Origin of the sequence: Curtobacterium sp. AB7, assembly GCF_044909335.1 — a bacterium.
Lineage (GTDB): Bacteria > Actinomycetota > Actinomycetes > Actinomycetales > Microbacteriaceae > Curtobacterium.
The window spans coordinates 1-25,295 of the sequence record NZ_JBIYED010000004.1 but is presented as its reverse complement, the minus strand read 5'-3'; the positions used below and the strand labels follow the sequence as shown (position 1 = coordinate 25,295).

At 72.3% G+C, this 25,295-nt stretch carries 17 protein-coding genes and 1 tRNA gene; 5 read left to right on the top strand and 13 right to left on the bottom strand.

Going from position 1 to position 25,295, the window contains the following annotated elements:
* Nucleotides 1-3 precede the first annotated feature (3 nt).
* The 3 genes from ABH929_RS10375 to ABH929_RS10365 all read right to left on the bottom strand — a co-directional run bounded on the left by ABH929_RS10375 (nt 4) and on the right by ABH929_RS10365 (nt 3,329).
* Nucleotides 4-816, bottom strand: coding sequence for a carbohydrate ABC transporter permease (locus ABH929_RS10375; protein WP_240347742.1), 813 nt, complete (start codon nt 814-816; stop codon nt 4-6).
* 95 nt (nt 817-911) lie between these two features.
* On the bottom strand, nt 912-1,937 hold the full coding sequence (locus ABH929_RS10370; protein ID WP_205462630.1) for a carbohydrate ABC transporter permease: 1,026 nt from the start codon (nt 1,935-1,937) through the stop codon (nt 912-914).
* Between the two features lie 108 nt (nt 1,938-2,045).
* Nucleotides 2,046-3,329 carry an ABC transporter substrate-binding protein gene (locus ABH929_RS10365; RefSeq protein ID WP_263092008.1) on the bottom strand — a complete coding sequence of 428 codons (1,284 nt, stop codon included), beginning with the start codon at nt 3,327-3,329 and terminating at the stop codon, nt 2,046-2,048.
* A 295-nt stretch (nt 3,330-3,624) separates the two neighbouring features.
* Here ABH929_RS10365 and ABH929_RS10360 point away from each other — a divergent pair, with 295 nt between their 5' ends.
* Complete coding sequence (locus ABH929_RS10360; RefSeq protein WP_263092009.1) at nt 3,625-4,944, top strand: glycosyltransferase family 2 protein; 1,320 nt, start codon at nt 3,625-3,627, stop codon at nt 4,942-4,944.
* A gap of 234 nt (nt 4,945-5,178) precedes the next feature.
* Here the strand turns inward: ABH929_RS10360 and ABH929_RS10355 are convergent, their stop codons facing one another.
* On the bottom strand, nt 5,179-6,471 hold the full coding sequence (locus tag ABH929_RS10355) for a glycosyltransferase family 2 protein (protein ID WP_404561142.1): 1,293 nt from the start codon (nt 6,469-6,471) through the stop codon (nt 5,179-5,181).
* Nucleotides 6,472-6,653: 182 nt separating this feature from the next.
* Between ABH929_RS10355 and ABH929_RS10350 the strand changes: the two genes are divergently transcribed.
* The 4 genes from ABH929_RS10350 (at nt 6,654) to ABH929_RS10335 (ending at nt 10,632) form a co-directional block, all read left to right on the top strand.
* Nucleotides 6,654-6,878 carry a hypothetical protein gene (locus ABH929_RS10350; RefSeq protein WP_404561140.1) on the top strand — a complete coding sequence of 75 codons (225 nt, stop codon included), beginning with the start codon at nt 6,654-6,656 and terminating at the stop codon, nt 6,876-6,878.
* Between the two features lie 117 nt (nt 6,879-6,995).
* Nucleotides 6,996-7,910, top strand: a complete 915-nt coding sequence (locus ABH929_RS10345; RefSeq protein ID WP_263092012.1) for a beta-1,6-N-acetylglucosaminyltransferase — start codon at nt 6,996-6,998, stop codon at nt 7,908-7,910.
* A complete protein-coding gene (locus ABH929_RS10340) occupies nt 7,907-9,454 on the top strand; it encodes a lipopolysaccharide biosynthesis protein (RefSeq protein WP_404561138.1) in 1,548 nt (515 codons plus the stop codon). The genes ABH929_RS10345 and ABH929_RS10340 overlap by 4 nt, the downstream gene beginning before the upstream one ends.
* Complete coding sequence (locus tag ABH929_RS10335) at nt 9,451-10,632, top strand: glycosyltransferase family 4 protein (protein WP_404561136.1); 1,182 nt, start codon at nt 9,451-9,453, stop codon at nt 10,630-10,632. The genes ABH929_RS10340 and ABH929_RS10335 overlap by 4 nt, the downstream gene beginning before the upstream one ends.
* Before the next feature lie 45 nt (nt 10,633-10,677).
* Here ABH929_RS10335 and ABH929_RS10330 read toward each other — a convergent pair whose 3' ends face one another.
* From ABH929_RS10330 to gltX, 9 genes are all read right to left on the bottom strand, one after another.
* Nucleotides 10,678-11,685, bottom strand: a complete 1,008-nt coding sequence (locus ABH929_RS10330; protein WP_263092015.1) for a glycoside hydrolase family 16 protein — start codon at nt 11,683-11,685, stop codon at nt 10,678-10,680.
* The gene (locus ABH929_RS10325) at nt 11,682-13,664 is read right to left on the bottom strand and encodes a PIG-L family deacetylase (protein ID WP_404561135.1); all 1,983 of its coding nucleotides are present in this window, start codon (nt 13,662-13,664) and stop codon (nt 11,682-11,684) included. The genes ABH929_RS10330 and ABH929_RS10325 overlap by 4 nt, the downstream gene beginning before the upstream one ends.
* The gene (locus ABH929_RS10320) at nt 13,651-17,202 is read right to left on the bottom strand and encodes a glycosyltransferase (protein ID WP_404561133.1); all 3,552 of its coding nucleotides are present in this window, start codon (nt 17,200-17,202) and stop codon (nt 13,651-13,653) included. Before ABH929_RS10320 ends, ABH929_RS10325 begins: the two co-directional genes overlap by 14 nt.
* On the bottom strand, nt 17,199-18,161 hold the full coding sequence (locus ABH929_RS10315) for a glycosyltransferase family 2 protein (RefSeq protein WP_111086028.1): 963 nt from the start codon (nt 18,159-18,161) through the stop codon (nt 17,199-17,201). Before ABH929_RS10315 ends, ABH929_RS10320 begins: the two co-directional genes overlap by 4 nt.
* Complete coding sequence (locus ABH929_RS10310; RefSeq protein WP_205462643.1) at nt 18,158-19,087, bottom strand: glycosyltransferase family 2 protein; 930 nt, start codon at nt 19,085-19,087, stop codon at nt 18,158-18,160. Before ABH929_RS10310 ends, ABH929_RS10315 begins: the two co-directional genes overlap by 4 nt.
* Nucleotides 19,088-19,427: 340 nt before the next feature.
* Complete coding sequence (locus ABH929_RS10305) at nt 19,428-22,205, bottom strand: alpha/beta fold hydrolase (protein WP_404561132.1); 2,778 nt, start codon at nt 22,203-22,205, stop codon at nt 19,428-19,430.
* A 338-nt stretch (nt 22,206-22,543) separates the two neighbouring features.
* A tRNA-Gln gene (locus ABH929_RS10300) sits at nt 22,544-22,615 on the bottom strand.
* Nucleotides 22,616-22,660: 45 nt separating this feature from the next.
* Nucleotides 22,661-23,659, bottom strand: a complete 999-nt coding sequence (locus ABH929_RS10295) for an NAD(P)/FAD-dependent oxidoreductase (protein WP_404561130.1) — start codon at nt 23,657-23,659, stop codon at nt 22,661-22,663.
* 10 nt (nt 23,660-23,669) lie between these two features.
* Nucleotides 23,670-25,157 (bottom strand): glutamate--tRNA ligase, encoded by a 1,488-nt coding sequence (gene gltX / locus ABH929_RS10290; protein WP_404561129.1) that lies wholly within the window; start codon nt 25,155-25,157, stop codon nt 23,670-23,672.
* Between the last annotated feature and the right edge of the window lie 138 nt (nt 25,158-25,295).

Below are 25,295 nucleotides of genomic sequence, written 5' to 3'. Positions count from 1 at the left end.
TCGTCACCCCTTCACGCCACCGGCGGTGAGGCCGGCCACGATGCGTCGCTGGAAGACGAGGACCAGGATGACGAGCGGGATCGTGACGATCGTGCCCGCTGCCATGACCGCCGTGTACGGCTCCTGGTGCGGCTGCGACCCGGCGAACGAGGCGATCGCCACGGTCACCGGCTGCGTCGCGTCGCTCGAGAGCTGCGAGGAGATCAGGTACTCGTTCCAGCTGGAGATGAACGCCAGGATCGCCGTCGTGAACACCGCGGGGGCGGCGAGCGGCAGGATGATCCGCCGGAACGCCTGCACCCGGGTGCAGCCGTCGATGCGCGCTGCTTCCTCGAGGTCCCACGGCATCTCGCGGAAGAACGACGCGAGCGTGTAGACCGTCAGTGGCAGCACGAACGAGATGCTCGGCAGGATGAGCGCCTGGTACGTGCCCATCCACCCGATGTCCGTGAAGAGCTGGAACAGCGGGGAGATGAGCGCGACGCCCGGGAACATCGACGCCGCCAGGATCGCGCCGGCGATCAAGGACTTCCCGCCGAACTCGAGGCGGGCCAGCGCGTACGCCGCCGTCGTGCCGACGAGCAGGGCGATGATCGTCACGACGCCGCCGATGAGCAGGCTGTTGGCCAGCGCCCGCCCGAGGTGGTTGCCGAGCGACGTGGAGAACGCGGTCGCGTAGTTGTCGAGCGTGACGTGCGTCGGCCACGGGGTGGCGTCGAACGTGAAACCGACGTCGCGGAAGCTCGTCACCACCATCCAGTAGAACGGCAGGAGGCACCACACGGCGATGACGATCGCCTGCACGGCCGTGCGGATGCGGGGGCCGGTGTCGCGGCGGACCCGGACGTCGGCGCGTGCGCCAGCACGTTCGCCGGGGACTGGCACCGACCGGGGGCGGTCTGCTGCGAGGGTCACTTGAGTTCACCCTTCTGCTGGGCGGCCTGCGTCTGCACGACGTTGGCGCCGAGGAACCGGACGAAGACGAACGCCACGATGAAGATCACCAGGAAGGTGATGGTCGACAGGGCCGACGCGGAGTTGAAGCCCTGCCGGATCTGTTCGACGACCAGGATCGACAGGGTCGTGGTGGCGTTGCCGGAACCACCGCCACCGCCGGTGAGGATCGCGGGCAGGTCGTACATGCGCAGCGCGTCGAGCACGCGGAACAGGATCGCGACCATCAGCGCGGGCTTGATGAGCGGCAGGGTGATGAGCACGAAGCGCTGGAACGTCGACGCGCCGTCCATCTTGCCGGCCTCGTAGACCTCCTCCGGGATCAGCTGGAGCCCCGCCAGGATGAGCAGTGCCATGAACGGCGTGGTCTTCCAGGTGTCGGCGATGATGACCGCCCACCGGGACGCCCACTCGCCGCTCGTCCACAGGATCTGCTGCCCGAGGACGTGGTTCAGGACGCCGTTCGCGTCGAAGATGAAGTACCAGAGCTTCGCGGTGACGGCGGTCGGGATCGCCCACGGCACCAGGATCGCGGCGCGGACGAGGGCGCGGCCCGTGAAGTTGCGGTTCATGATGATCGCCATCCACACGCCGATGGCCGTCTCGAACGCCACGGTGACGACCGTGAAGAAGAACGTGTTGCCCATCGACACCCAGAACTGGGAGCCGAGGCTGCCGGGCGGGCAGGTGACGTTGCCGCACTGCTGGCCGAGCCAGTGCGCGTAGTTCGTGATGCCGGCGAACCCGCCCTGAACGAACAGGCCGGTGGCCTTGTCGAGGCCCTGGTCGAGCTGGAACGACTGGATGATCGCACTGACGACCGGGTAGCCGATGACGATCGCGAGGAGCAGGATCGTCGGGCCGATGAGGTACACGGCCCACCGGCCGTGCTCGGCGTTGAGTCCGCCCTTGCGCCGTTGGCGCTTCGGTTCCGTGCCCGTCGGGTTCGGGATGGCTGCGGGGATCTCGGTTGCTGCTGACACGTGTCGGCCTCCTTGCCGGGGGTGTCGGAACGCAAGTAGGGGCGGACTGGAGGCACGTGCCGGGATGGCACCGTGCCTCCAGTCCGATGCGGCGTGCGCCGCGCGTTGCTAGCTGCTGGTCGCCGACTTGAGGGCGTCCTGCATGTCCTTCAGGGCTTCGTCGACCGACTTCGATCCCTTGAGCGCCGCGTAGGTGTTGTCCTGGATCGCCTTCGTCACCGCCGGGTAGAACGGCGTGACCGGCCGCGGCTCCGCCGACTCGATCGACTTGAGCAGCGTCGGCAGGTACGGCAGCTTCGCCGTCAGCTCCGAGTCGGTGTAGAGGTCACCGACGACCGGGGCGAGCGACCCCTGCGTCGCGAAGAACTTCTGCGTGTCGTTCGAGATGAGGAACTCGAGGAAGTCGTGCGCCGTCGCCTTGTGCTTCGAGTACACGCTGATCGCGGCGTTGTGCCCGCCGAGCGTCGAGGCACCGGTGCCGTCCGCACCCGGGATGGGGGCGATGCCGAACGTGTCCTTGACCTTGCTCGAACCGTCGGTCTTCGCCAGGTTGTAGACGTACGGCCAGTTGCGCAGGAACAGCAGCTTGCCGGCTTCGAACGCCGTGCGGCCCTGCTCCTCCTGGTAGGTGATCGCCTCGGCCGGGATGTTCCCGTCCTCGAACGCGTCGACCAGGTTCTGCAGGCCGGCCTTGGCGTCCGCGGTGTCGACGTCCGGGTCCCCGCTCTTGCTGAGCACCGAACCACCGGAGCCGTTGATCGCTTCAGAGGCGTTCACCGTCAGGCCCTCGTACTTCGCGAACTGCCCGGCGTAGCAGCCGATGCCCTTGTCCTTCGCGATCTGGCAGTCGGCCATCATCTCCTTCCACGTGGTCGGAGGCGTCTTGACGAGGTCCTTGCGGTAGTAGAGCAGTGCGCCGTCCGAGGTCTGCGGGGCGGCGTACAGGGTGTCGTTGTAGGTCGCGGTCTTCACCGTGGCCGGCAGCAGCTTCGAGGTGTCGATCTCCATGTCACCGGTCAGCGGCGTCAGCCAGCTCTTCGCGGCGAACTCGGCGGTCCAGACGACGTCGACGTCGACGACGTCGTAGTTGGCGTCCTTGGCCTGGAAGTGCTGCACGAGGTCGTCGTGCTGCTGGTCGGCCTGGTCGGACTGCTCCTTGAAGGTGACCTTCTCGTCGGGGTGGGCCTTGTTCCACTTCGCGATCAGCGGCCGGACGACGTTGGAGTTGTCCTTGCCCTGCACGTAGGTGATGGGCCCGCGGCTGTCCTGGCCGCTCTTGGCGTCGTCCGAGCCGGCGCCGGAGCTCCCGCTCGAGCAGCCGGTGAGCACGAGGCCGATGACGGCGACCCCGGCAACGGATGCGAACCGCACCCTGGAGCGTGTTGTCTTCACAGCGTTGTCTCCTCATTGAGATCACCAGGGGGCATCGACCGGGTTCGACGACACTGCCCTGGAGCAGGCGCCGCTGCCTGCTGGTGGAGGAAGCTACGCCCGCCGCAGGGGTTCCGCAACCGGTTGCATCGGTTCCGTGACCTGAGCGTGACCTTGGAAGTCCCGGAGACTTCCTGGGTGAGCGCTCACCCTCGTTCGAGGAACTCCCGCGCGCCACTGCGGAACTCCGCATGAACACCGCCACTGGGGTCCTGCGCCGTTGTCCGCACCCACTGCCCCACGTAGCGTCCACGACATGGCCACCCTCCACACCGCCGACACCGTGCCCGCACCGCGCCGTGTCATCGGCGTCGACCTCGACGCCCCGCTCCCCCGTCTCGTCGCCGACGAGACCGGCGAGTCCGCCATGGTGATCGGCTACCGCGGCGGCCACCCCACCGGCACCCTCGACGTACGGCTCACCGACGACCCCGCCGACGCGGCCCGCGCCCTCGAGGCGCTGCAGGAGACCGTCCTGGCTGACGTCCCCGCGGTGTCCGACGACGACCTGCCGACCATCTCGGTCGTCGTGTCCACCGTCGTCGACCGCGTCGAGGACCTCGGCAAGCTGCTCGACGTCCTCGAGCACCTCGACTACCCGCGGCACGAGGTCATCCTCGTCGACAACCGCGTCCGCGTCCCCGCCGGCGACGCCCTGCCCGCGATGCTCGCCGGGCGCAACGTCCGCTTGGTCGAGGAACGCCGCCCCGGTCTGTCCGCCGGACGGAACGCCGGCGTCGCCGCTGCGACCGGCGACGTCATCGCCTTCACCGACGACGACGTCCGCGTCGACCCGCAGTGGCTGCGCGCCATCGGGTCCCGGTTCGTCAGCGAGCCCGGCCTGGACGCCGTCACCGGCGTGATCCTGCCGAGCGAGCTCACCACCCCCGCGCAGATCTGGTACGAGGCGTACTACGGCGGCTTCAGCGCCGAGCGCACCTTCTCGCCCGTGACGATCGTCCCGGACGACGTCCAGGGCACCATGCGCCACGCCCGCGTCTCGGCGGTCACCCCGTCCGGCGAGGTCCTCAAGCACTTCGCCGTCTACGGCATCGGCGCGTACGGCGCCGGCGCGAACATGGCGTACCGACGCACCCTGATCGAGGCCGTCGGCGGCTTCGACCACACCCTCGGCGCCGGCTCCCCGGCCCGTGGTGGGGAGGACCTGGCGATGTTCATAGAGACGCTGTGGCGCGGTGGGAAGATCGGCTTCGAGCCCCGCGCGGTCGTGCACCACCGGCACCGCCAGACCATCGAGGACCTGCACAAGCAGCTGCACGGCAACGGCGTCGGCTTCACCGCGCTGATGTTCGCGCTCGCCGCGAAGGACAAGCGGCACGTCGCCGTCCTCGCCCGCCTGATGCCGCTCGCCGCGAAGGTCAAGTCGAAGCAGATGCTCTCCCGCCTGGCCGGTCGCCGGGACGCCGCGACGGAGGTCACCAACGACGCCTCGACCACGCGCATCCCGAAGACCCTGGCCTACCACGAGCTGCGCGGGTTCCCCGCCGGCCCGGCAGCCTGGTTCCGCAGCCGACGCCGCTGGCGCGACGTCGAGGCCGGCCGCTTCCGGCCGTAGTCGCGGAGCGTGACGGACGGGAGGCCCGTGGCAGTGTCGCCACGGGCCTCCCGTCCGTCCGTTGCGCACGCAACAAGCGACACTCGCGTGGTCGTACGACGTCGCGGATGTCGCACCCACGCGCACGCAACCGTTGCACGCGCAACAAGCGACAAGACACGTGTCGTACGACGACCGTCTTGTCGCAAACCTGGTGCGGCGACTCCGCTCGCCGCGCCCGCCGGCATCCGCGCCTCAGCGCGCAGTCAGCCGCCCGGCCACGTAGCGCCACGGCCCGCCCAGCGCGGCCGTCAGCTCGGCGCGCTTGAGCCCGCGCGTCGCCTCGGTGAACTCGGCGTCGACGGGCCAGCCGCCGCTCGCGTCGACGGGGCGCTCGTCGGCACCCTGCCCGAGCGCGCCGAGCCGCCGGAGCGCACCGGCCGCACGCCGCAGCACCGCGAAGGCCGTGGAGGGCCGCAGCACGAGCTTCGTCACCCAGGCACCGAGCCCGGTGCCGTAGCCGATCGCCTGCGAGCGCAACGCGGCACGGTCCTTCCGGTGCTCGTGCCAGACGACGGCCGAGGGTTCCACGGCGAGCGCCCCACCGGCGAGCAGGACGCGGGTGAACAGGTCCGGGTCCTCACCGGCTCGGGCGCGGGTGCCGGGCCCGAGGGCGACGTCGAAGCCGCCGAGCTGCCGGACGGCGTCGCGGCGCACGGACATGTTCGCGCCCGTGCCGAACGCGCCGACGGTGAAGGGGAACAGGGGCTCGTCGGCGGGCGGGGCGGACGTGCGGTACACCCGGCGCTCGAGGTTCCGCGCCCAGGTCACCCGCTCGTCGAAGAAGCGCTGCGTGGGGGTGCGGAGCTCGCCGCTGGGGACCAGGCCGGTGACGCACCAGACGTCGGCGTCGCGCTCGTAGGCGGCGGCGATGGCGGCCATCCAGTGGCGGTCGACGACGACGTCGTCGTCGATGAACGCGACGATGCCGCCGGTGGCGCGGGCGAGTCCGGCGTTGCGGGCCCGGGAGACGCCGGCACGTGCCTCGAGGACATAGTGCACGCGCGGGTCGTCGATGGCGGCCACGACGTCGCGGGTGCCGCTGGTGACGGGGGCGTTGTCGACGACGAACAGCTCGAAGTCGTCGTACGCGGAGTCGAGGACGGAGCGCACGGCGCGGGCGAGCGCCACGGGGCGCTCGCGGGTGCCGATGACGACGGAGACGCGTGCGCCGTCCGCGGGGGCGTCGACCGGGAGGCCCGGGGCCGGCAACCGACGCAGGGCCGGTCCCAGCTCGGCCGGGTCCACCGCCCCGCGGTCGTCGACGCGCACGTCGACGAACCCCGCGACGTCGCGGCCGTCGCGCACCATGAGGCGGGCGCGACGGAAGCCACTGGCGCCGGCGAGGTGCACGGTGTCGGCGGCGAGCGCCGCGGACCGGTCGACGGCGCCGACCCAGGCAGCGCCGACCCAGGTGGGGGCGTCGGGCGAGGGCATCGCGGGGTCGAGCGTGAGGGCTCGTTCCGCGGTGGTGGTGTGGTCGGTCATGTTCGTCCCGTCGGGCCGGTCTGGTCGGGTGGACGTGGCAATGCTCCGCGCGCGTCGACAGGGGGTCAACCGCGATGCTCGGAGGATGCGGGGAGGCTGCGGTTTGCCGCCACTAGACTCGCGGGAGACGCCGGTCGACCCGCCGGTGCGACCCCGGTCCCCGCCGGACACGAGGAGGACGCATGCCGCTGGCCCGAACGATGGACCGGCTCGGCCTGACCAGGCGTCCGCGCCCGACGTTGCACCTGGTTCCGGACCCCGACGCCTCCGACCTCGTCGTGGTGCACCTCAATGCCGACGACGCCGCGTGCGGCACGTGCGGGCACGCCCAGGCGGCGCACGAGCACTACCGTCCGGGCACGGACTGCGCGCTCTGCGACTGCCCGAGGTTCCGCCGCGCCCGCTGACGCGATCCTCCCCGCGATCCCCCTCGATCGGGGGGCGCCTGCGGGAAACCGCCGTTCCCCCGCAGGTGGTCCCGACCTCCCTTGTCGGTGCTGCCGGGCCCGCTTAGCGTCGCGGGCATGGCCATCACTCCCACGCCACTCGCGTGCATCGTCCTCGCCCACGAGGACCCGACGCACGTCCGTCGGCTCGTGGCGGCGCTCGACCCGTTCCCGGTGTTCCTGCACTGCGACGCGAGCACCGACGACGCCGTCTTCGAGGCGATGACCGCCGGCCTGCCCGACCGCGTGCACGTGCTGCCGCGGATGCGCACCGGATGGGCGAAGTGGGAGAACGTCGCGGCCGAGGTCGCCGGCTACCGTGCTGCCCTGGCGCAGACCGACGCCACGCACGTGGCGCTGCTGACCGGCAGCGACTACCCGCTCGCCGACGCCGACGAGATCTCGGCGCTCCTGACGGCGAACCCCGGACGGTCGTTCGTCGAGGCGAAGCCACTCCCGCACCCCGCGTGGGGTCGCGACGGCGGTCGGTCGCGCGTGCGGTTCCGGCACTGGGCGTGGCGGAAGCACATGCTGCGCCTGCCGGTCCCCCGTCGGGTGCCGCGCGACGTCGTGTTCGGCGGCGGCTCGCAGCTCAAGGTCCTGGCCCGGCACCACGCGCAGGGGGTCGTCGACGTGTTCGACGGGCGCCCCGACCTGGTGGCGTTCTGGGAGCGGGTGTGGATCGGCGACGAGACCTTCGTGCCGTCGGTCCTGCTGACCCCGGCGTTCACCCCCGACTTCGCGGACGCCCACGCGGCGCAGCCGCTCTGGTGGATCGGGTGGGACGGCACGAAGCAGAAGAGCCCGCCGTGGCTCGGGATCGAGGACGCCGGCCGGGTGCTGGAACGTCGCACGGCGGCTGACCAGTCGACCCCGTACGTGTTCGCCCGGAAGTTCTCGACGTCCCGGAGCACCGACCTGCTCGACGTGGTCGACGCGACCTTCGGGCTCCGCACGTCCGCCGACGACCAGCCGGTGGTGGTGGCGCAGTGACCGTCCCCCAGACCCGACGCGAGGCGCGTGCGGCCGAGGCGGCTGCGCTGGCGGCACAGCAGCCCGACGACGACGAGCTCGAGGCGTCCGTGCAGCCCGCAGCCCCCGGCGCGCTGTCCACCGACACGGACTCGATCGCCGTCGCACGCGGCTCGTCCGTCCTGTTCGGCCGCGGTCTGCTCTACGTGGTCGTCTGGTCGATGCAGCTCGTCGTGAGCTCGCTGATCTCCCCCGTGCTCGCGCACCTGATGCCACCGGCCGAGTTCGGCGTGCTGGCCTCGGCGATCGCGCTGTACCAGGCCCTGGTGGTCGTGGCCGTCTGCGGCATCGACCAGGCGTCGGTGCTGCAGCGCGCCGAGGACGGCGACGACCGGCGTGCCCGCGGCCTGATGTTCGTCGGCATGGTCACCGCGGTCACGGTCACCGTGTTCGCCCTGGTGTCGATCCCGCTCTGGGGCGACGCCGCGGGCTTCGTCGACCAGCACCCCCTGCTGCTCGTCGCCGTGCTCTGGACCGGGCCCGCTGCGATCGTGCAGCTGTCCCTCGCGCTGCTCGTCGCCCAGGACCGCATCCGCGTGTTCGCCGTGACGAGCCTGCTGTCGTCCGTCGGCGGGTCGATCATCGGCCTCGGGCTCCTCGCCGCCGTGCACGCCGACGCGACCACGTACGCCTGGGGTGGGGTCGTGGCGCAGGGCGCCGCGATGGTCATCGGCATCATCGCCACGAAGCCGCGCCTCCGCGGTCTGTTCGACCACCGCACCACGATCCGGGCCTTCAAGCTCGGTGTCCCGATCGCGCTCGGCAGCCTGTCGTACTTCGTCCTGAACGCCGGTGACCGGCTCGTCGTGCAGCGCCTGCTCGGTGCCGACGAGGTCGCCCGCTACCAGATCGCCTACGTCGTCGGCTCCGCGGTCATCCTGCTGCTGACCTTCACGAACCAGGCCTGGGCGCCGCACTTCGCCGCCCTTCGCGACGCCGTGGCCCGCCGCCGGCTCGCCATGCACGCCCGGGACGAGCTCTACATGCTGCTCGCCCCCGTGCTCGTCGCCGTGACGCTCGTGTCGCCGGTGGCGCTGCCGATCCTGGCGCCGGCGTCGTACCGGGTCGAGTCCCTCACCGTCGTCGTCTTCGTGGTCGCCCTGACCGCGTTCCCGGTGGTCGCGAGCGGTGCGACCGGTCGACTCCTGCTGGTCGAGCGCCGCGGGGTGACGGTCGGCGTCATCGGCGCGGTCGCCGGCGTCGTCAACATCGCGGCGAACCTGGTGCTGGTGCCCCTGACCGGCATCGTCGGCGCGGGCATCGCCACGGTCATCGCCTACGGCATCCTCGCCGCGCTGCAGCAGGCCTCCCTGCCGGACCGCCGCGAGTGGCGCGGCCCCCGCCGCCGTGTGCTGCTCGCCATCGCGATCGCGATCGTCGTCGCCGCGGCCTCGCTCCTCCCGCCGCAGGACCTCGCCTGGAACACCGTGCGCATCGTCGGCGTCGCAGCGTGCCTGCCCTGGTTCTTCCGCCGCCTGAAACTCGCTCGCGGAGGATCCGCATGACCCGTCCCGCCCCCCGTCCGCTGCGTGTCGTCGTCGCCACCAACGGACTCGCCATCACCGGCGGTGTCGAACGCTGCGTCGTCGAGGACGTCGGCGAGCTCGTCGCGGCCGGCCACGACGTCGAGGTGTGGCACCGCGCCGGCCCGGACGGCGACCCGGACGAGGGCCGCGCGGTGTTCGACCGGCTCGGTGTCCGACTGCGCCATGCCCGCGACTACCGTTTCGGCATCCGGACCGTCCCGACGGACGTGTTCCGCTTCGTCCGTGAGGGCCTGCGCCTCCGCCGCTCGCGCCCGGACGTCCTGTGGCTGAACCGTCCGGAGTTCCTGCCGTGGGGCCGCGTCGTGTCCTTCGTGTCCGGCGTCCCCCTGGCCGTGCACCTGCACCACGCTCCGAACTACCGTCGGCTCGGCCCGTTCGCCGGCGGCCGGACCCGGTACCTCGCGGTCTCGGCGGCGATGGCACGTGCCTGGACCGCCGTCGGTGCCCCGCCGGACCGCGTCGACGTGGTCCCGAACGGCGTCGACACCGCGGCGTTCCCCGCCGCCACGCCGACGAGCACGCGCCGAGCACGCGCTGCGCTCGGCATCGACCAGGACCGCCCCGTGGTGCTCTACTACGGACGGCTCACGCGGTCGAAGGGCGTCCTGGCCCTCCTGGAGGCGTGGGGTCGCGTCCACGCGTCGGCCCGCGTCCTCGTGGGGCCCGGCACACCGCCCGCCCCGCCTCCGGTGCTCGTCCTGGCGGGTGCGCTGTACCCGCAGGACGCCCCCGCCGTGCAGCGCGCGATCGCCAGGCTGCCCGAGGGGTCGGTGGTCGTGGTGCCCGAGCGCGACGACGTCGTCCCCCTGCTGCACGCAGCCGACGTCGTGGTGGCACCCTCCATCGAGCCCGAGGGGTTCGGCCGCGTGGTCGTCGAGGCGATGTCCACCGGACGACCCGTCGTCGCGGCGGCGTCGGGCGGCACCGCCGAGATCCTCAGCGGTGAGTGGGCGCGGTTCACCGTCGACCCCACCGAGACCGGCGCGCTGGCCGACAAGGTGCTCGAGGCGCTGCACGCGGCCGAGACGGAACCCGGACTGGCGGACCGGTGCCGCGCCTGGGTGCGGGACCGGTACGGCCGGGAGCGGCACGTCGCGGCGCTGCTCCGGTCGCTCGAGGTGCACGCGAAGCACTGACGGACGACGACCTGAAGCGGTGCCGACGACGACGTCGGTGCCGCTTCAGTCGTTCGGGACCGTCGTCGCGGTGTCGTCCGGCACCGACGCGCTCGGCTCGGCACCGTCCGCCGGCACGTCGATCGTCATCCAGTCGATGAGGAGCGACCCGGCGGCGTCCGCAGGCGGGTTCCCGGCGTTCGACCCGGCCTGCACCACCAGGTGCATCCGAGCGGTCGGGATGTTCTCCGTCGTGGTGCCGACGACCTCGTCGTCGACCAGGAACGACATCCGGTCGGCGGTCCACTCGATCGTGTAGGTGTGCCAGTCCTTCAGCGACGCCTCGGTCTGCTGGTGGATGCACTTCTCGGCGGGGTCGGCCAGGCAGTGCACGTTGAGCCACGCGGGCGCGCCGAGCGCTCCCTCGGGGAAGTCGATCTCACCGTCCGACCACAGGTTCTCGTCGCTCCAGAGCAGCACGGCGACGCCGTAGCCGTCGACCTCGTCGCTGCGCATCCGGATGCTGTACCGGCCGGCGGTCTGCCCGCCCCACTCGCCGTCGACGAGCGGCACGACACCTCCCGCCAGCGGCACCCCGGCGCGCGTGGTGCGCAGACGCACGTCGAGCACGCCGTCGTGCGTCGACAGGGTCGACGCCTGGTAGCGCCCCGTCCCCGCGGTGTCGGCGAACCCGTGGTAGGCGACGAACCGGTCCGAGTACCGGGACTCGAACGTGCGGTTCGTGGCGGCGTCGGCGAAGTCCTCGCCGAACACCCGGGTCCACCCCTCGGGCTCGGAGCTCGGCATCGAGACGCCACTCGGGTCGTCGAGGGTCACGTCGTCACCGTTCGCCGTGGTGGTCGCGGTCGTGGTGCCGGCGACGATGCCGGCGGCCACGAGCAGGGCGCCGGCCGCGAGCGCGGTCCGGCGGGTGCCGGGGCGCCGCGGCGGTCGGTGCCGGGACAGGCCGCGACCGTGTGCCGGTGGGGCGCCGTGGGCCGATGCCGCGTCGTCGGCGACGTGTTCCGACCAGGTGGGGCGGGCCTCCTGGCCGTCACCCTGCTCGTCGGTCACCCGGTCGTCCACGCGCGGATCTCGGAGAGTCCCACGTTGCCTGTGCTGTTCGAGACGCCCGTCACCGTGAACCGCACCCAGGTGACGTCACGCGGGGTGAAGTCGACCGTCAGGGCGTCGCCGCCGTTCGGCAGGGTGCCGACCGCGACCTGGCTGCCGTCCGAGAACGTCAGGGTGCCGCTGGTGACCTGGTCCGAGCTGTTCGGGCGGTCGTGCAGGACGATCCGACCGAGGTGCTGGGAGGCGGCCCAGTCCAGCTGGATCCACACCCCGGTCCGGCCCCACGGGGCGACCCACTCGGCCGTCGGGTTGTCGGGGTAGCCCGACACGACGCCGTCGACGGCCTTCGCGACGGTCTGCCCGGTGGACTGGTCGTCCCACGCGGCGGTCGGGGTGGCCGACCCGGTGACGTCCGACAGCGTCGGCGTCGGGGTGGGGGTCGGCGTCGGCGTCGGCGTCGGCGTCGGGGTGGGCGTGGGCGTCGGCGTGGTGTCCGCCGGCCGGAACGCCCGGATCTCGGCGAGGCCGACGTTCCGGGTCGTGCTGCTCACGGAACCGACCGTGAACCGCACCCAGGTGACCTGTCGGGCGCTGAACGCGACGCGCTGCACGGCTCCCCCGTTGTCGAGCGACGGGACGGCGACGCTGGTGCCGTCGGAGAACGTCAGCGTGCCGCCGGTCACCTGGTCGTCGCCGTTCGGCCGGTCGGCCAGGTCGATCTCGTGCAGGGTCGTGCCGACGGACCAGTTCAGCTGGATCCACGTGCCCGCCCGGCCACCGGGCGCCGCCCACTCCGCCGTCGGGGCGTCCGGGTAGCCGCTCACGACACCGTCGACGGCCTTCACGGCGGTCTGACCGTCGGCCGGGTTCTCGGCGCTCGCGGTGACGGTCGCACCGGCGGTGACGTCGGTGCCCTGCGAGGTCGGCGGGTCCGTCGGGGGCTGGGCCGACGAGCCGACGGCGTACTGCCGGCTCAGCCAGGAGCCCTCCGGGCGCGACGCGCAGGCGGACGTGGAACCGCACGTCTCACCGTCGTACGCGGCGTACGCGAAGAAGGCGGCGGCCTTCGCGGCCGTCTGCGCGGAGCTCAGGTTCGACGGACGGTCCGCGATCGGGTACCCGAGGTAGCCCGTGAACGTGTGCGTCGCCGTGTAGGCGGACTGCGCCTGGTCGGCGAGGTACGCGACGGTGTGGTGGTCGCTGTGGTCGCCGTCGCCGTACGTGCCGCCGTGTTCGAGCGTGTGGATCTCGGTCGGCGCGTACCCGGTGACGAGCCCGGAGAACGTCGCGCGCAGGTCGGTCAGCGAGAAGGAGGTCGGTTGGGCTGCCCCGGTGACGGTGTGGATCGTGCTGATCTGGCCCTCGTAGAGCTTCTCCAGGCTCTCGCCGCCCGTGGCCGCGAAGCCGGAGCCGTCGATGTTGCCGTCCGGCAGCTCGAGGAACACCAGGCTGAGCCGCGGGGCCGTCGCCAGGGTCGCCGTGCGGAGCGTGTGGCCGGCGACCGACAGCTGCCCGGCGGTCCAGTTCGAGGAGACGCCGGCGATCGACGCGTACGACGCCATCAACCCGTCCTCGCGGGCCTGCCAGTACCAGGCGGGCTTGCCGGCGTCACCTGCGGTGACGACGACCGAACGGACGCACTTGCCGGCGTCGATGTCGGCGCGGAGCTCGGTTCCGGAGAACAGCAGGTCGTCGTCGGCGTGCGCCACCATCGTGAGGACCCGGCCAGCGCTGCAGTCGGCGTTCGCGGAGGGCGTGCCACTCGTCGGTGTGCTGCTCGGCGTGGGCGTCGACGTGCTGGTCGGGGTGCTCGGCGGCGGTGTCTTCCGGCCTCGTGCGTCGGCGGACATCGCACCGCCGGGTCCGGCGATGACGGCGACGACGACCGCCAGGACCCCCAGGACCGCCCCGGCGGACGCGGCGCGCGTGCGCCACGTCCGCCGGGGGGCCCGGGTCGTGCGGTGTTCAGTTCGTGGCATGTGCGAGTCCTGCCGGGGTCAGTTCGTAGACGGCGGTGGTGCCCGAGCCGAAGACGCGCTTCCAGTAGGGCGAGTCGGCCATGGCGGCCGCGAGCTCCTGGTAGTCGGCGTCGGTCTGGTACCCGTACCGCTCGTCGTAGGCGCCGAAGGGCTCGGCGACCAGTGCGTAGTACTTCGTCGCCGGCCAGTCCAGGACGAGCTGGCGGGTCATCGTGGACACGTCGGCCTCGGCGTCGTAGCCCTCCGGCTCCGGGTACGCCCCGAGGACCTCGCGGGACAGCGCCCCGACGTCGAAGTAGCGTGCACCGGTGTTGCTCGGGACGGCGTTCGCCGAACCGGTCAGCAGCATCATGGAGCCCTTCGGCGCGTTCGCGTCGTAGAACTGCGTCGCCGCCGACTGACTGCGCGTCGGGACGCGGTTCCAGTCGAGGGCGGTCTGACCGAACGCGCCGATCCCGACCATCGCGGCGACCGCGGCCGCAGCGATGACGACCTTGACCGCCGTGGGCCGCACCGCACGGGTGACGAGTCGACCGACGGGAGCCAGCCGGCCGCTGGGCATCGGGAGCCCAGCCGCCAGGATCGCGATCCACGGTGTCGCGAACAGCACGACACGGAAGATGCCCTCCTGGCCGTAGTTCGTCGCCACGAGCAGCGAGATCGGGCTCGCCGCCGTGGCCAGCAGTCCCCAGTGCACGCGGTCGCGGCGCATCAGCACGGTGATCACGGCGACGAGGCCGAGGACCACGAGGGCTGCCGCGGGGATGTCGAACGCGAGCCGTGTGACGAGCGGCTTCGGCAGGACCGTCATGTCGTGCGACGGCGGCTGCACGTTGTCGAGCACCTTGCCGACGGCGCCCAGGGACAGGAACTTGCCGAGGATGTCGTCGTTCAGCAGCGCGAAGCCGACGGCCGGCACGAGCACCACGACGGGCAGCCACCAGGGGCGGAGCAGCCGGAACACGATGAGCGTCACGAGTGCGGCGACCGTCAGGTACGGCGAGATCTGGTGGGTGACGACCAGCACGATGCCGATCACGGTGATCGCGATGATCCGCGACAGGCCGACGCGGCGTGCCCGCAGGATCGTCGAGCGGACGCCGTCGGCTGCGGTCACCGCGGTGCGTCGCAGCGGGCCGACTGCCAGCACGAGGATCACCAGGGACATCAGGATGCCCACCGACTGCGGCGAGAAGTACGTCGTGTTGAGCGAGCCGGTCATCGCGGTCAGGAACGCGGCGATCCAGGGGCGACGGTTGCCGGACAGCCAGTTGGCGGCCAGGACCCCGACGGCGATCGTCGTGCTGAAGGCCAGCAGGACGGGGACCCACGCGGCGATGGTCATCGCGTTGTCGATCCCACCGACGTCCGCGACCCAGGCGCCGCCGGCGAACAGGCCGGACCACGTCTGGAAGATGTCGGCGGCCGGGTTCGTGGAGCCCCAGCGGCGGATGTACTCGAGCACGCCGATGTGGCGGGCGGCCGCCATCACGGTGGGCATGCCGTAGGTGATGGCCTGTGCGAGCTGGATCGACCCGCCGAGCACGACGACCGGGATCGCGAGTCCGCGACCGCGCACCAGGGCGACGACGGCAGCGGCGACGACGATCGCCAGTCCGATGACCAGGCCCGGCCCGAGCGACCCGAACAGCCCGTCCGGTACCGGGTCGCCGATGTGCGTGAGCGCGGCGACGACGATGACGAGTAGGCCGACGACCGAGCCGGCGGTGACGGTGTCGGTCGTGGTCCAGCGACGGGCCGTGGTGCCGTCGGCGGCCGGCTCGAGGCGGGCGCGCTGCAGTTCGGCGACGTCACGCGGCACGGCGATCGCGAGGGCGACGGCGGTGAGCACGACGACCCCGACGAACGGCACCGTGGGGTTCCAGAGCTGGAACGTCGCCATCGTGTAGCCGATGCCGATCGTGCCGACGAGCGACGCCGTGACCGCGAAGACGCTGAAGCGTGCCAGCGGCATCGGGCGGACGAGCAGGAGGGGTGCGACGCCGAGCAGCGCGAACAGGTACACGCCGATCGCGCTCCCCCGCAGCACCGGGAGTCCGGCGATCGCGGCGACCCCGGCGACGAGGAGCGTCAGGACGACGATCGCCGCTGCGGTGAGTCGAGCGATCGGGCTCATCGCGTCCACCGCGAGCGGGCGGGCGGGACCGGCCGAGGCCATGCCGTGCCGGAGCTCGTGACGACCACGGGCGTTCCGGTCGATCGTGCCGCCGCCACGCAGGCGTTCGACGAGCGCCAGGAACGGCGCCGTCAGGACCGAGCGCTGCTCGACCCCGCGCAGCCGCCGCTGGGTGGCGGCGAACTCGGCGTCGACCGCGTCGGGCACGCGGTTCGCGTCACCGGGCTGGTCGCCGGCGATGTCCGTCGCACGGTCGCCCTGCTCGAGGCCGAGTCGTGCGAAGGCGCTGAGCGCCTCGGGCGCTGCGTCCACCGATGCGGTGAGCGACTCGCGGTCGATGGCGTTCTTGGTCATCCAGGCTCCGAGTCCGTGGCCGTGCGCGGCTGCAGCGGCGCGGAGCGACGCGACGTCGTCCGCCGATCGCTGCCACGCGATGGCGGCCGGTTCGACGGCGATCGCGGATCCGGCGAACAGCAGTCGTGTGAAGAGGTCGAGGTCGTCGCCGGCACCGACGCGGGTGCCCGGTCCGAAGGCGGTGTCGAAGCCGCCGATCCGGAGCGCGGTCGCGCGGTGCACGGCGAGGTTGTCACCGGTGCCGTAGGCAGCGGCGGCGAAGGGGTGGTGCGGGGGCGCGTCGTCGGTGTCGTCGAGGCGGAACACCCGACGGCGGACGGTGCGGCCGGCCGCGGTGCGGTCGTCGTGCCAGCGCTGCGCGGGGGTGCGCAGTTCGGCGCTGGGGACGAGACCGGTGACGCAGGCGACGTCGGGGTCCGCGGCGAACGCGGCTGCCAACGCGGCGACCCAGCCACCGTCCACGACGGCGCCCTCGGCGACGAACGCGACGACCTCGCCGCTCGCGGCGAGGAGTCCGGCGTTGCGGGCGGCCGCGAGGCCACCGGTCGGCGCGGCGATCGTGGTGACGTGCCGACCGCCGATCTCGACCGTCGCGGTGCCGCCGTCGTCGGCGCCGTGCGAGACGACGACGACGTCGAAGTCGGGGTACTCGTTGGCGAGCACCGACCGCATGGTGGTACCAGCGGCCCCGTCCGTGCAGAGCACCACGGTGACGGACGGCAGCACCAGACCTGCTGCCGGCCGACGCTCGGGTCCCGGCATCGGCCGGATCGCGCGCTGGAGGGCGCGGACGTCGATCGTCCCGCCGATGCGGCGACGCTCGGTGATGTCCGCCTCGACGAAGCCGAGCGGCTCACCGTGGTCGCGAACGAGCAGTCGAGCGCGCCGGTAGCCCGCGGCGCCCTCGAGTGCGACCACGTCGCGGTGGCTGGACGCGTGCACGTCGGCGCGGTCCACCTCGCCGACCCACAGGGCGCCGTCCCACGTCGGGGACAGCGCCCCGGTCACGATCGGCGAGATGACCATCGCCAGGGTCGCGCGGGTCACCGCGTACCCACCGGTTGTGCGACCGGGACGGGAGCCGGGGTGCGGACGACGACGCCACCGAGGACACGCCCGACGGCGTAACCCGTGACGGTCGACGCGACGGAGAGCACGATCGCGAAGGCACGCAGGGCACCGCCACGACCGATGTGGCGCAGTTCGCGCAGCACCGCTCCGGGGATGACCTTCGTCAGGTACGTCGACTCGCTGGCGAGCGAGTCACCCGTGCCGACGCGTCGGCTCAGGACGGCCTTCGAGATGCCCTCGTAGTAGCTGCGACGGCGCAGGTAGCGCATCGTCACGCGGTCCGGGGAGACCCGGTGCGAGACGTTCGAGCGCGGTTCGTGGCGGATGCGTGCACCCGGACGGGCCTGTGCGATGCGGATGCAGAGTTCGGTCTCCTCGCAGCCGAGCGGCTGGTTGCCGACGCGGCCGATGCCGGAGCGGAACCCGCCGGCGAGCATGATCGCGTCACGGCGGAACGCCATGCTCGAGCCGATGACGTTGCGCACGTCGCCGGGGGTCTCGGGCAGGCCGCGGTAGGAGCAGCCGACGATCCAGAGGAGCTCGTCCGCGTACGGGCCGGCACCGGTGGCGGTGGGCCAGGACGGTGTGGCCCGGCCGCCGACGCCGACGACGTCCGGGTCCTCGAGGGCGGTGAGCATGTGGCCGAGCCAGTCCGGGTCGGCCGTCGCGTCGTCGTCCAGGAACGCGACGACGTCGGCGTCGGTGAGGGCGACGCCCGTGTTGCGGGCGCCGGACAGGCCGCGGTCCTCGGTGTTCGGGACGACGCGGAGCTCGGGCCAGCGCGCCGCGGCGCGGGCGAGGAGCTCGGGTTCGTGGTCGATCACGACGACGACCTCGGGGGCCTCGGGCTGGCGCTTGGCGGACTCGACGCTGTCCTGCAGGTCGCCCCAGCGCTGCTGGGTGTAGGCGCAGATGACGACCGCGACGGTCGTCACGCGACTTCCTCCTCGAGGCTGGCCACGGCGGCGACGGGAGCGGCGTGCGGGGCGTGCCCGGCCGCGTGGACCGAGGCGTGCGCTCCGGCCGACGCGGCGTGGGGTGCGGCGGCGTGCGGTGCGGCGGCCAGCTGCTCGGCCGGCGGCACGACGCTCATCGCCGCGCGACGGACCTCGGAGCGGCCGATCGCTGCGCGACGACGCTCGTGCATGATCGACTTCAGCACGCGGATGCCGTCGGTCACGGCGTTCAGGTTGCTCGAGCCGTGCACGCGGAGCTTCTCGTGGCTGGGGACCTCGGTGATCGCGAGCTCGGCGGCCGACCAGCGGCAGGTGAGCACGGTCTCGATCTCGAACCCGTCGCCCCAGAGCATCGAGCCGTCGGACGGCTTCGGCAGCTCGGAGGACAGCAGGCCGATCTCCGGCAGGACGTCGGCCCAGAAGGCGTTGTAGCCGTAGCAGAGGTCGCTGTAGCGGGTGCCGAGGATGATGTTGCAGAGCATGTTCAGGCCACGGTTGCCCATGTTGCGGACGATCGTGATGTCGTCGCTGCCGCCGCCGAGCGAGTAGCGGGTGCCCTTCGCGACGTCGGCACCCTCGACGAGCGCCTGCACGAAGCGCGGGATCTCGTCCGGGTCGGCGGAGCAGTCGGCGTCGAACATGACGACGACGTCGCCGGTGACGGCCTCGAACCCGCAGGCGAGGGCGTTGCCCTTGCCCTTGCGGGTCTGGTGCACGACGCGGATGTCGGGCATCACGCGCTGCGCGGTGGCGATGGTGTCGTCGACGGAGTTGCCGTCGACGAGGATCACCTCGTACACCGGCGGGAGCTTCGGCAGGATGATCTCGAGGTTTCGGGCCTCGTTCCGCGCCGGGATGACGACGGAGACCCTCGGGTCTGCAGGGCGAACGGTACGTGCGGGCATGGGCGCGGTCCTGTCGGGTCAGGGTTGCTGTCGGGTTGTGGCTCGTGTGACGAGCGGCGCGTCCTCGGATGACGCATCGACGACGGTGACCGTCGTCGGTCGAGCAGCGGGACGCGGGTACGACGCCGCCGGCTTCGCAGGTGAGTGGGTACTCTCCCCCGCGTGTCCAACCATCGTCGCGGGCTGGCAGGCGGTCAATGCGCGGTGCGGTCCATTGCGGACACTCGGCTGCGGATACGGAAACCCGCAACACCGCGCCGGCCGCGTGCCGTGGACGCTCCGACAGGCGGACGGGAGGCGCGGTGCCAGCTGGCCCCGCGCCTCCCGTCCGTCACCCGGCTCAGTTCCGGGCCGCGCCCTCCGTCGCGAACGCCGCACGCAGCGCCGTCGCGAGGTCGGCCACGTGCGGTTCCCGCAGCAGCGAGCTGTGCTCGGCCGCGATCCGCACGGTCTCGGTCCGCCCGCGCAGCAGCGCGGACCAGCCGGTCGCGTCCGGGTTCGCATCGGCGAGCACGTACGTCGCCCGTCCGTGGAACGGCGTCGGGTGGTGCCGCCGGGTGACGAGCTCGGCCTGGTCGAAGAAGGCGTCGAAGTCCTTCTGCCCACCGTGCCGCAGCACGCCCGCGCTGTAGGCCCGCGCGCGCTTCGCGACGTGCTCGCCCCACGACATGCCGGACGGCATGACCCGCCGGACGGCCCCGGCGAGGCGCTGGCTGACGACACGGACGGCGGGGTTGCGGTGCTCGCGGGGCTCGAGCCGTCCGAACTGCTGTCGGACCCCCTCGGCCCCGGTCCGCGGCAGGTAGGTGTCCAGCAACGCGACGTGCTCGACCTGCTCACCGCTCTCGGTGAGCAGCCGGGCGATCTCGAGCGCGATCAGCCCGCCGAGCGAGTGGCCGACCAGCAGGTACGGTCCGCGCGGCTGCACGATGCGCATCAGGGCGACGTACCGGCGGGCGCTGGCCTGGATGCTCCAGTCCGGCACGCCCCGACGCTCGAGGCCGTGCTGCTGGAACGCGTACACGTCGTGCTCGGGCAGGTAGCGGGACAACGGCAGGAACGTCAGGGCGAGCGCTCCACCGCCGGCGAAGCAGAACACCGGCGGACGGCCGGACTCGCGCGCGCCGGACACCTTGACGACGTCGGGGTGGCTCGGCAGCGCCGTCGTGCCGCTCCGCACCCGACGGGCGAACGCCCGGAGCGTCGGGTGCTGCAGGACGTCCGACGAGCGCAGGTCGATGCCGAGACGGCTCTGCACGAGCGCGAGCATCTCCTCCGCCGACAACGAGTCGCCGCCGAGGGCCGAGAAGTCCTCGTCGAGGTGCACGCCGCGCAGGCCCAGCACCTCGGCCCAGATCTGCCCGACCACGAGCTCCCACTGGTCGTACTCGCCCTCGACCATCTCGGTCTCGATGCTCGGTGCTCCCGGCAGCTCGGCACGGTCGACCTTGCCGCGTTCGTTCCGCGGCAGCTCGGTCATGGGCACGATCGACGCCGGCACCATGTACTCCGGCAGGCGGTCGCGCAGGGCCAGGCGCAGGGCCGCGGGCGCGGGCGTGCGCTGGCCCGGACGGCCGACGACGTACGCGACGAGGCGCGTGACGGCGGGCGGGTCGACCTGCGCGGTGACGACGGCGTCGTGCACCTCGGGGATCGCGCGGAGCGCCGCCTCGACCTCGCTCGGTTCCACGAGGTACCCGCGCACCTTGACGGCGTCGTCGGAGCGTCCGAGCAGCACGAGCCGCCCGTCCGGCTCGATCCGGGCCAGGTCCCCCTGACGCCAGGTCGGCGTGCCATCGTCGGTGCGTCCGGCGCGCTCGGCGGTCTTCTCCGGGGCGCCCCAGTACCCGGCGGTCAGGCCCTGGGAGACGATGACGAGTTCGCCGGTCTCCCCCGGGTCGGCGGGGCTGCCGTCCTCGCGCAGCACGAGCACCTGCTTGCCGGGCAGCGGCCACCCAGCGGGCACGACGCCCTCGGGCACCGGGGCAGCGGGTTCCACGGGGCAGTACGCCACGCAGCCGGTCTCGCTCGACCCGAAGGCGTTCAGCAGCAGTGTCGTCGGGTCGAGGTGCGGTCGGGCGGCAGCGATGTCGGCACCGGTCACCGCCTCGCCGGTGGTCATCAGGAAGCGGAGGCCGCCGAGCGCGGGGCCCGCCCCGGACGCCTGCGCCCCGGGAGCCGTCTGCGAGCCGACGATCGAGCGCAGCAGGTGCGGGGTGCAGACGAGGACGTTCACACCGTCGTCGGCGAACCGTGCGAGCAGGCGTTCGACCCCGAGCTCGCGGGGTTCGAGGAGCACGACGCTGCCGCCGCTCAGCAGGGTGTCGAACGAGAACAGCAGACCGGCGGCGAACGACAGCGGCAGGACCACGCCGAGGCGGTCGCCGGGTCCGGTGCCGAGGGCGACGGCGTCCTGCTCGGCGTTCGCGAGCTGCTGCCGGTGCGTCAGGACGACGCCCTTCGGCATGCCCGTCGAGCCGGAGGTGAACACGATCGCGAACGCGTCGTGGCCGCCCGGGCGGGTGCCGGCACGGCTGTCGGCCGCTGTGGTGCCGTTCGCGTCGGCCGGAGAGCTCGTCTCCGTTCCGTTGCCCGCGGTCTCGCCGCGTCGTTCGATCAGCTCGTCGAGTGCGTGCACCCGGCCGTCACGGTCGGCGACGACGGTCGCCGCCAGGTCGGCGCGTGCGGCGTCCGCCAGGACCTCGTCGACCCCGGCGAGCTGTGCGACGTGCCCGAGGCGGACCGCCGGCAGGTGCTCGTCGAGCACCACCACGGTGCGCCCCGCGCGGACGAGCGCCAGGATCGCGACGACGGCCTCGGTGGTCTGGCCGGCCATCACCCCGACCGGCTTCGACGCGCCACCGGCCACGGCGCCGACGCCGGCACCACTGTGGTCGTCGGGTCGGAGCTCGGCCCCGAGCACCGAGGCGAGGTCGCGCGCCGCCCGGTCCGCCTCGGTGAACGTGTAGGGACGGCCGTCCCCGGCAAGAGCAGCGGCGTCGCCGTGGAGCGCGACCACACGGTCCCAGCGGTCCAGGACGGAGTGGTCGTCGGCCAGCGGGATCGCGGCGCGGTGGGTCCAGTGCTCGGTCGTCGTCAGCGGGTCGGCGGAGGTCACGATGACACCTCGGATGCTCGTCGGCGGGCCGCCGCGGGTCCCGCGCCGGTCCTGCGACGGTACGTCCGACACGGTACGGCCCACGAGCCGTGTCACGCGGGGTGCGGGGTCCCGCAACCCGACCGGGAGGCCCGGCGCACCTCCGCCAGCGTGCTCGGCCCGCGAACGGGGACGGTTCAGGGCCGGGGCCGGCCCGGGTGGGCGCGGAGCATCGTGCGGTTCCGCGCAACCTCGGGATGCGCAGTCCGGAGCCTGTGGATCTCCGATGGAGGCTCGGAGACGCAGGAGTCCGGAGACGAGAACAGCCCCCGGGGATCCCGGGGGCTGTTCTTCGAGTGCTGGGGTACCTGGACTCGAACCAAGAACGACGGTACCAGAAACCGCTGTGTTGCCAATTACACCATACCCCAAAAGGCCTGCTGGCCTTCTGTCCCCGTTGTCCGGGGCACGATCAACTACTGTACAGCATCCCGGAGGTCCACGAGACCACCCACGAGGTCTCGGTGCACTGCCGCGGCCGTCGTGGCACCGTGCCCGGCGGCGACGATGAGCTGCTCCGGCCCGGGAGGGGTCACGTCCCCCACGGCGTACAGCCCGGGAACCGTGGTCCGGCCGACCCGGTCGACGACGAGGAGTCCGTGGGCATCTCGCTCAGGAGCGGTCGGCGCGCCGGGCGTGTCGGTGCAGAGCCAGTCGAGGTCGGCGTGCCAGGTCGGCCGGACGAACCCGCCCGTCCGTGGCTCCACGTGGCCGTCGACGAGCCGGACACCGGTCATGCCGGTCCGGTCGCCCTCGAGGTCCTCGATCACCCGCTCGTCGACCACGACACCGGCACGTGCCAGCCGCGCCCGCCCCGCGTCGTCGAGCGGAGCGACACCGTTCGTGTAGACGATGAGGTCGTCGGCCCACGCCGCGATGAGCAGTGCCCGGTCCACGACGTCGTCGGTCTCGCAGATGAACGCGAGCGGCTCCCCCGCCTTCTCGTACGCGTCGCACTCGACGCAGCTGTGCACCGCGGTGCCGTAGAACGCACGGAGCATCGGCAGTGCCGGGAACTCCTCGCGCAGCCCCGTGGCGACGACGACGGTCCGCGCCCGCGCATCCACCTCGGTGCCGCGCCAGGTCCCGTGCAGCCGCCAGCCGTCGGCGTCGGGGGCCACCAGGTCGACCACGGCCTGCACGATCGTCGCCTCGGGGTACTCCTCGACCTCGGCACGACCGAGCTTCCGGAGCTCGAGCGGGGAGATCCCGTCGCGCGTCAGGAAGCCGTGCGACCGCAGGGTCGCTGCGTTGCGCGGCCGGTTGGCGTCGACGAGGAGCACCGTGCGCTTCGCCCGCACCAGGTTGAGCGCAGCGCTCAGGCCGGCCGGTCCGGCGCCGATGACCGCGACGTCGTGGACGACCGGGGGGCTCGGCGCGTCCGTGGGCCCTGCAGCGCTGTCCGCGGTGCTCATCGTTCGCCGCTCAGCGGGCCGCGAGGGCGCGGAGCCGCGTCAGGGTGGACTCCTTGCCGAGGATCTCCATCGACTCGAAGAGCGGCGGGCTGATCCGGCGCCCGGAGACCCCCACGCGCAGCGGACCGAAGGCAACCCGGGGCTTCAGCCCGAGGTCGTCGATGAGCGCCGTCCGGAGGGCCCCCTCGATCGCCTCGGTGCGCCAGTCGTCGAGCTGCTCGAGCGCTGCGATGCCGGCCGTGAGCACGGCGCCGGTGTCGCCCTTGAGCGATGCCAGTGCGTCGTCCTCGACCACCAGGTCGGCGTCAGCGGTGAACAGGAAGCCGAGCATCGCCGGGGCCTCGCCGAGCAGCTGCATGCGCTCCTGGACGAGGGGCGCCGCCTTCGTCAGGACCTCGGTCTGCTCCGCGGTCGGCGGGTCGGCAACGAGGTCGGTCAGGTACGGCAGGAGCCGGGAGCGGAAGTCCGACGCCTCGAGCAGCCGGATGTGGTCGCCGTTGATCGCCTCGGCCTTCTTGTGGTCGAAGCGCGCCGGGTTCGGGTTGACGTCGGTGACGTCGAACGCCGCCACCATCTCGTCGATCGAGAAGACGTCGCGGTCGGCACCGATCGACCACCCGAGCAGCGCCAGGTAGTTGACGAGCCCCTCGGGGATCATGCCGGCATCGCGGTGGTGGAACAGGTTCGCCTCGGGGTCGCGCTTCGAGAGCTTCTTGTTGCCCTCGCCCATGACGTACGGCAGGTGACCGAACACCGGGATCGCCGGTGCGAGCCCGATCTCGTACAGCGCCTCGTACAGGGCGATCTGTCGCGGGGTCGACGACAGCAGGTCCTCGCCGCGGAGGACGTGCGTGATGCCCATCAGGGCGTCGTCCACCGGGTTCGTGAACGTGTACAGCGGCTTGCCGTTCGGCCGGACGACCACGAAGTCCGGGAACGTCCCCTGCTTGAAGGTGATCTCGCCACGGACGAGGTCGTCGAAGCTCAGGTCACGGTCCGGGACCCGGAGTCGCAGCGCCGGCTCGCGGCCCTGGTCGCGGAACGCCTGGCGCTCGTCGTCGGACAGGTCCCGCTCGTGGTTGTCGTAGCCCTGCTTCGGATCGCGGCCAGCAGCCTTGTTGCGGGCCTCCATCTCCTCGGGGGTGACGAAGGACTCGTAGATGTGCCCGGACGCCTTGAGCTTCGCGATGACGTCGTCGTAGATCGCGGTGCGCTCCGACTGCCGGTACGGTCCGTGCTCGCCGCCGGCGTCGACGCCCTCGTCCCAGTCCAGCCGGAGCCAGCGCAAGCCGTCGAGGATCTGCGCGTAGGACTCTTCACTGTCCCGCGCGGCGTCGGTGTCCTCGATGCGGAACACGAGCTTGCCGCCGGTGTGGCGTGCGTACGCCCAGTTGAAGAGCGCCGTGCGGATGAGCCCCACGTGCGGGGTCCCCGTCGGGCTCGGGCAGAAACGGACGCGGATCTCGGACCCGGAAGCAGAGGTGAATGGCGCAGTCATGACCCGCCAATGCTACCGTCACGCCCTGCTCGAGCGACCCGTGAACGCAGAAAACCCCTGACCAGTGCTGGTCAGGGGTTCCCTGGTGTTACTACGGTAAGTCCGGCGGCGTCCTACTCTCCCACAAGGTCCCCCTTG

Bases quoted from the DNA above. Each gene is read 5' to 3' on its own strand.
- ABH929_RS10335 (WP_404561136.1), top strand. From the start codon at position 9,451: ATGACCCGTCCCGCCCCCCGTCCGCTGCGTGTCGTCGTCGCCACCAAC.
- ABH929_RS10325 (WP_404561135.1), bottom strand. From the start codon at position 13,664: ATGCCACGAACTGAACACCGCACGACCCGGGCCCCCCGGCGGACGTGG.
- ABH929_RS10295 (WP_404561130.1), bottom strand. From the start codon at position 23,659: ATGAGCACCGCGGACAGCGCTGCAGGGCCCACGGACGCGCCGAGCCCC.
- ABH929_RS10350 (WP_404561140.1), top strand. From the start codon at position 6,654: ATGCCGCTGGCCCGAACGATGGACCGGCTCGGCCTGACCAGGCGTCCG.
- ABH929_RS10310 (WP_205462643.1), bottom strand. From the start codon at position 19,087: ATGCCCGCACGTACCGTTCGCCCTGCAGACCCGAGGGTCTCCGTCGTC.
- gltX (WP_404561129.1), bottom strand. From the start codon at position 25,157: ATGACTGCGCCATTCACCTCTGCTTCCGGGTCCGAGATCCGCGTCCGT.
- ABH929_RS10360 (WP_263092009.1), top strand. From the start codon at position 3,625: ATGGCCACCCTCCACACCGCCGACACCGTGCCCGCACCGCGCCGTGTC.
- ABH929_RS10355 (WP_404561142.1), bottom strand. From the start codon at position 6,471: ATGACCGACCACACCACCACCGCGGAACGAGCCCTCACGCTCGACCCC.
- ABH929_RS10345 (WP_263092012.1), top strand. From the start codon at position 6,996: ATGGCCATCACTCCCACGCCACTCGCGTGCATCGTCCTCGCCCACGAG.